The sequence below is a fragment of the Enterobacter sp. MGH 37 genome, from assembly GCF_000534515.1.
Taxonomy (GTDB): Bacteria; Pseudomonadota; Gammaproteobacteria; order Enterobacterales; family Enterobacteriaceae; genus Enterobacter; species Enterobacter kobei.
Genome location: NZ_KI973206.1, coordinates 1,460,541 through 1,466,666 on the forward strand (window position 1 = coordinate 1,460,541; position 6,126 = coordinate 1,466,666).

General features: G+C 54.6%; 4 protein-coding genes and 1 rRNA gene. 3 read left to right on the forward strand and 2 right to left on the reverse strand.

The genetic code is table 11. From position 1 onward, the window contains the following. The first annotated feature begins 81 nt into the window (after positions 1–81). Complete coding sequence (gene hupA, locus L383_RS04375; RefSeq protein ID WP_002445246.1) at positions 82–354, forward strand: nucleoid-associated protein HU-alpha; 273 nt, start codon at positions 82–84, stop codon at positions 352–354. A gap of 11 nt (positions 355–365) precedes the next feature. Then, entirely contained in the window at positions 366–1,058 is a 693-nt protein-coding gene (locus L383_RS04370) for a DUF1481 domain-containing protein (RefSeq protein WP_014882080.1), read from the forward strand. Between the two features lie 48 nt (positions 1,059–1,106). Here the strand turns inward: L383_RS04370 and purD are convergent, their stop codons facing one another. Both purD and purH read right to left on the reverse strand, forming a co-directional pair. Further along, positions 1,107–2,399 carry a phosphoribosylamine--glycine ligase gene (gene purD, locus L383_RS04365; RefSeq protein WP_023331769.1) on the reverse strand — a complete coding sequence of 431 codons (1,293 nt, stop codon included), beginning with the start codon at positions 2,397–2,399 and terminating at the stop codon, positions 1,107–1,109. A gap of 16 nt (positions 2,400–2,415) precedes the next feature. Continuing rightward, entirely contained in the window at positions 2,416–4,005 is a 1,590-nt protein-coding gene (gene purH / locus L383_RS04360; RefSeq protein WP_023331770.1) for a bifunctional phosphoribosylaminoimidazolecarboxamide formyltransferase/IMP cyclohydrolase, read from the reverse strand. Positions 4,006–4,565: 560 nt separating this feature from the next. On the opposite strand from purH, the gene L383_RS04355 reads away from it, so the two are divergent. Then, positions 4,566–6,105 (forward strand): 16S ribosomal RNA (locus L383_RS04355). Positions 6,106–6,126: the final 21 nt, after the last annotated feature.

Consider the following 6,126-nt stretch of genomic DNA (forward strand, 5'->3'; position numbering starts at 1 on the left):
GTGTATGCAGGAGAGTGCTTTTTTGGCATTTTCGTCGCACTCGATGCTTAGCAAGCGATAAACACATTGAAAGGATAACTTATGAACAAGACTCAACTGATTGATGTAATTGCGGACAAGGCTGATCTGTCTAAAGTGCAGGCTAAAGCTGCTCTGGAATCTACCCTGGCTGCTATTACTGAGTCTCTGAAAGAAGGCGATGCTGTACAACTGGTTGGTTTCGGTACCTTCAAAGTGAACCACCGCGCTGAGCGTACTGGCCGCAACCCGCAGACCGGTAAAGAAATCAAAATCGCCGCAGCTAACGTGCCGGCATTTGTTTCTGGTAAAGCACTGAAAGACGCTGTTAAGTAAGACGCGTGGCAGTGAACAGTTTTAGCGAAGGGGCGGCAACGCCCCTTTTGTCATTCTGGCGTGGAACGCTCGCGCTGGCAGGCGTGCTTCTGCTGTCTGCCTGCAGCCACGACACCTCTCTGCCACCGTTTACCGCCAGCGGCTACGCTGACAATCAGGGTGCGGTGAGGATATGGCGCAAAGATTCCGGCGGCGAAGTGCATCTGCTCTCCGCTTTCAGTCCGTGGCATAACGGCAATACGTCGACCGCGGAGTATCGTTGGCAGGGTGATTACCTGTCGCTGATTGAACTGAACGTCTACAGTAAAACCCCCGAACATGTGAAAGTGCGTTTTGACGACCATGGTGAGCTGAGCTTTATGCAGCGTGAAGTGAGTGGTCAAAAACAGCAGCTTTCCAGCGATCAGATTGCCCTCTACCGCTATCGTGCTGAACAAATCCGCCAGACCAGCGATGCGCTTCGTCTTGGACGTGTGGTGCTGCGTCAGGGGCGCTGGCATAACGATGGCACGGTAACCACCTGCGAAGGGCAGACGGTGAAGCCTGAGCTTGAATCCTGGGCGACCGAACATATTCAACGCCGTCAGCGTCATTCATCAATGGAGGTGAGTGTGGCGTGGCTTGAGGCGCCGGAAGGCTCTCAGCTGTTGCTGGTGGCGAACGAAGATTTCTGCACGTGGCAGCCGACAGAGAAGAGTTTTTGACGTAAATCCCCTCTCCCTTGAGGGAGAGGGTTAGGGTGAGGGGGAAAATTACTCGCCCTGCTCGCGCGCAATCGCACGATAACCAATATCCTGACGGCTAAAGCTTCCGTTCCAGTGAATATCCGCCATCAGCGCATAGGCACGCTTCTGCGCTTCTGCAACGGTATGACCCAGTGCGGTAGCACACAGGACGCGGCCGCCGTTGGTCAGTACGCGCTCGTCGTCAGACAGTTTCGTACCCGCGTGGAATACCTTCGCGCCGTCAATCTCTTCCAGCGGCAGGCCGTGGATTTCATCACCGGTGTTGTAGTTACCCGGATAACCGCCCGCAGCAATCACCACGCCCAGAGACGCACGTTCGTCCCACTCTGAGGTTTTCTCGTCCAGCTTGCCTTCGCAAGCCGCCAGACACAGATCGACCAGGTCCGATTTCATGCGCAGCATTATCGGTTGAGTTTCCGGATCGCCAAAGCGGCAGTTGAACTCAATAACCTTAGGGTTGCCCTGCTTGTCGATCATCAGACCTGCATAGAGGAAACCGGTGTAGGTATTCCCTTCCGCCGCCATGCCTTTCACGGTAGGCCAGATAATGCGGTCCATGGTGCGCTGATGTACTTCATCCGTCACCACCGGGGCAGGGGAGTAGGCGCCCATCCCGCCGGTATTAGGACCGGTATCGCCATTACCCACGCGTTTATGATCCTGGCTGGTGGCCATCGGCAGAACGTGCTCGCCGTCGACCATGACAATGAAGCTCGCTTCTTCGCCGTCGAGGAACTCTTCAATCACGATACGGTGGCCTGCATCGCCAAAGGCATTGCCAGCCAGCATATCCTGAACCGCGGCTTCCGCTTCTTCGAGGGTCATCGCAACGATAACGCCTTTACCGGCGGCCAGACCGTCGGCTTTAATAACGATCGGCGCGCCTTTTTCACGCAGGTAAGCCAGAGCTGGCTCCACTTCAGTGAAGTTCTGATATTCCGCCGTCGGGATGTTGTGACGTGCCAGGAAATCTTTGGTGAAGGCCTTAGACCCTTCCAGTTGGGCAGCACCTTCCGTTGGTCCGAAGATTTTCAGGCCAGCAGCGCGGAACGCGTCAACTACGCCAATCACCAGGGGCGCTTCCGGGCCGACAATGGTCAGATCGATTTTCTCATTCTGGGCAAAGTTCAGCAGGGCCGGGATATCGGTCACACCGATGGCGACGTTCTGCAAAGCGGGTTCCAGGGCAGTACCGGCGTTACCCGGTGCCACGAAGACCGTTTTCACCCGCGGAGACTGCGCCGCTTTCCACGCCAGGGCGTGCTCGCGTCCGCCGTTACCAATCACTAATACTTTCATTTTTCTGCTCCGGGAATTAATGGCGGAAGTGGCGCATGTCGGTGAAGATCATCGCGATACCGTGTTCGTCGGCGGCGGCAATCACTTCGTCGTCGCGGATAGAACCACCTGGCTGGATCACGCAGGTAATGCCTACAGCGGCTGCCGCATCGATACCGTCACGGAACGGGAAGAAGGCATCAGAGGCCATGGCGGAACCTTTCACTTCCAGCCCTTCATCACCTGCTTTGATCCCGGCAATTTTCGCAGAGTAGACACGGCTCATCTGGCCTGCGCCTATTCCGATGGTCATGTTCTCTTTGGCGTAGACGATGGCGTTGGACTTGACGAACTTCGCCACTTTCCAGCAGAACAGCGCGTCACGCAGCTCCTGCTCGCTCGGCTGGCGTTTGGTCACTACGCGCAGGTCAGCTTCTGTCACCATACCCAGATCGCGATCCTGAACCAGAAGGCCGCCGTTCACGCGTTTGAAGTCCAGACCCGGCACGCGATTTGCCCACTGACCGCAAATCAGTACGCGCACATTCTGTTTTGCTGCGGTGATTTTGAGCGCTTCTTCGGATGCCGATGGTGCAATGATCACTTCAACAAACTGTCGGGAGATGATGGCCTGCGCGGTTTGGGCATCCAGCTCGCGGTTGAAGGCGATAATGCCGCCAAACGCGGAGGTCGGGTCGGTTTTGTAAGCACGGTCGTAAGCGTCCAGAATAGAGGTGCTCACCGCCACGCCGCATGGGTTAGCGTGCTTGACGATAACGCAGGCTGGCTCGCTGAACTCTTTCACGCATTCCAGCGCAGCGTCGGTGTCAGCAATATTGTTGTAGGAGAGCGCCTTGCCCTGAACCTGCTGAGCGGTGGCAACCGAGGCTTCTTTGATCTCTTCTTCTATATAGAAGGCAGCCTGCTGGTGGCTGTTCTCGCCGTAACGCATATCCTGCTTCTTGATGAAGTTCAGGTTCAGCGTGCGCGGGAAGCGGCCAGAAGGATCGTTGCTTTCACCGTGGTAAGCCGGCACCAGGCTACCGAAGTAGTTGGCGATCATGCTGTCGTATGCAGCGGTGTGTTCGAAGGCTTTGATAGCGAGGTCGAAACGCGTGTCGAGCGTCAGTGACCCTTCGTTGGCATCCATCTCGCTAATAATGGTGTTGTAATCGCTGCTCTTCACCACGATGGCCACATCTTTATGGTTCTTGGCTGCAGAGCGCACCATGGTCGGGCCGCCGATATCAATATTTTCTACCGCATCTTCCAGAGAGCAGCCTTCGCGGGCAACGGTCTGGGCAAACGGGTAGAGGTTAACGACAACCATGTCGATTGGCGCAATATCATGCTTTTCCATAATGGCATCGTCCTGGCCGCGACGGCCAAGAATACCGCCGTGCACTTTCGGATGCAGAGTTTTGACGCGTCCATCCATCATCTCCGGGAAACCGGTGTAATCGGACACTTCGGTTACCGGCAGACCTTTATCTGCTAACAGGCGTGCGGTGCCGCCTGTAGAAAGCAGCTCCACACCGCGTGCAGAAAGTGCCTGAGCGAATTCGACGATACCGGCTTTATCAGAAACACTGAGCAGAGCGCGGCGGACTGGACGACGTTGTTGCATGGTAAATCCCCTGGATTTCACGATTACAGAGAGCGTTAGATGAATTTTCCTGCGAAAAACTCATCTAACACACCTGACGAGGCATCCTTGTGAAGCGCGAGCATTTTAACGAAAACGTTTGCGCAACGCTCGCACATTTTTACTTTTTCGTATCATTGTGGATAAGTCTGTGTGTAAAAGGGTATAAGGCGGGGTTTTGCTGTGGAATGCAGCAGTCAGTCATTTTTCTGTCATTTAGCGGTTGCGGCCTGCGGAGAACTCCCTATAATGCGCCTCCATCGACACGGCAGATGTGAATCACTTCACAGACAACCCGGTCGGTTGAAGAGAAAAAATCCTGAAATAACGGGTTGACTCTGAAAGAGGAAAGCGTAATATACGCCACCTCGCAACGGTGAGCGAAAGCCGCGTTGCACTGCTCTTTAACAATTTATCAGACAATCTGTGTGGGCACTCAAAGTGACATGGATTCTTAACGTCCTCGGACGAAAAATGAATACCAAGTCTCTGAGTGAACATACGTAATTCATTACGAAGTTTAATTCACGAGCATCAAACTTAAATTGAAGAGTTTGATCATGGCTCAGATTGAACGCTGGCGGCAGGCCTAACACATGCAAGTCGAACGGTAGCACAGAGAGCTTGCTCTCGGGTGACGAGTGGCGGACGGGTGAGTAATGTCTGGGAAACTGCCTGATGGAGGGGGATAACTACTGGAAACGGTAGCTAATACCGCATAACGTCGCAAGACCAAAGAGGGGGACCTTCGGGCCTCTTGCCATCAGATGTGCCCAGATGGGATTAGCTAGTAGGTGGGGTAACGGCTCACCTAGGCGACGATCCCTAGCTGGTCTGAGAGGATGACCAGCCACACTGGAACTGAGACACGGTCCAGACTCCTACGGGAGGCAGCAGTGGGGAATATTGCACAATGGGCGCAAGCCTGATGCAGCCATGCCGCGTGTATGAAGAAGGCCTTCGGGTTGTAAAGTACTTTCAGCGGGGAGGAAGGTGTTGTGGTTAATAACCGCAGCAATTGACGTTACCCGCAGAAGAAGCACCGGCTAACTCCGTGCCAGCAGCCGCGGTAATACGGAGGGTGCAAGCGTTAATCGGAATTACTGGGCGTAAAGCGCACGCAGGCGGTCTGTCAAGTCGGATGTGAAATCCCCGGGCTCAACCTGGGAACTGCATTCGAAACTGGCAGGCTAGAGTCTTGTAGAGGGGGGTAGAATTCCAGGTGTAGCGGTGAAATGCGTAGAGATCTGGAGGAATACCGGTGGCGAAGGCGGCCCCCTGGACAAAGACTGACGCTCAGGTGCGAAAGCGTGGGGAGCAAACAGGATTAGATACCCTGGTAGTCCACGCCGTAAACGATGTCGACTTGGAGGTTGTGCCCTTGAGGCGTGGCTTCCGGAGCTAACGCGTTAAGTCGACCGCCTGGGGAGTACGGCCGCAAGGTTAAAACTCAAATGAATTGACGGGGGCCCGCACAAGCGGTGGAGCATGTGGTTTAATTCGATGCAACGCGAAGAACCTTACCTACTCTTGACATCCAGAGAACTTAGCAGAGATGCTTTGGTGCCTTCGGGAACTCTGAGACAGGTGCTGCATGGCTGTCGTCAGCTCGTGTTGTGAAATGTTGGGTTAAGTCCCGCAACGAGCGCAACCCTTATCCTTTGTTGCCAGCGGTTAGGCCGGGAACTCAAAGGAGACTGCCAGTGATAAACTGGAGGAAGGTGGGGATGACGTCAAGTCATCATGGCCCTTACGAGTAGGGCTACACACGTGCTACAATGGCGCATACAAAGAGAAGCGACCTCGCGAGAGCAAGCGGACCTCATAAAGTGCGTCGTAGTCCGGATTGGAGTCTGCAACTCGACTCCATGAAGTCGGAATCGCTAGTAATCGTAGATCAGAATGCTACGGTGAATACGTTCCCGGGCCTTGTACACACCGCCCGTCACACCATGGGAGTGGGTTGCAAAAGAAGTAGGTAGCTTAACCTTCGGGAGGGCGCTTACCACTTTGTGATTCATGACTGGGGTGAAGTCGTAACAAGGTAACCGTAGGGGAACCTGCGGTTGGATCACCTCCTTACCTTAAAGAACCTGCCTTTGC

Bases quoted from the DNA above. Each gene is read 5' to 3' on its own strand.
- purD (WP_023331769.1), bottom strand. From the start codon at position 2,399: ATGAAAGTATTAGTGATTGGTAACGGCGGACGCGAGCACGCCCTGGCG.
- hupA (WP_002445246.1), top strand. From the start codon at position 82: ATGAACAAGACTCAACTGATTGATGTAATTGCGGACAAGGCTGATCTG.
- purH (WP_023331770.1), bottom strand. From the start codon at position 4,005: ATGCAACAACGTCGTCCAGTCCGCCGCGCTCTGCTCAGTGTTTCTGAT.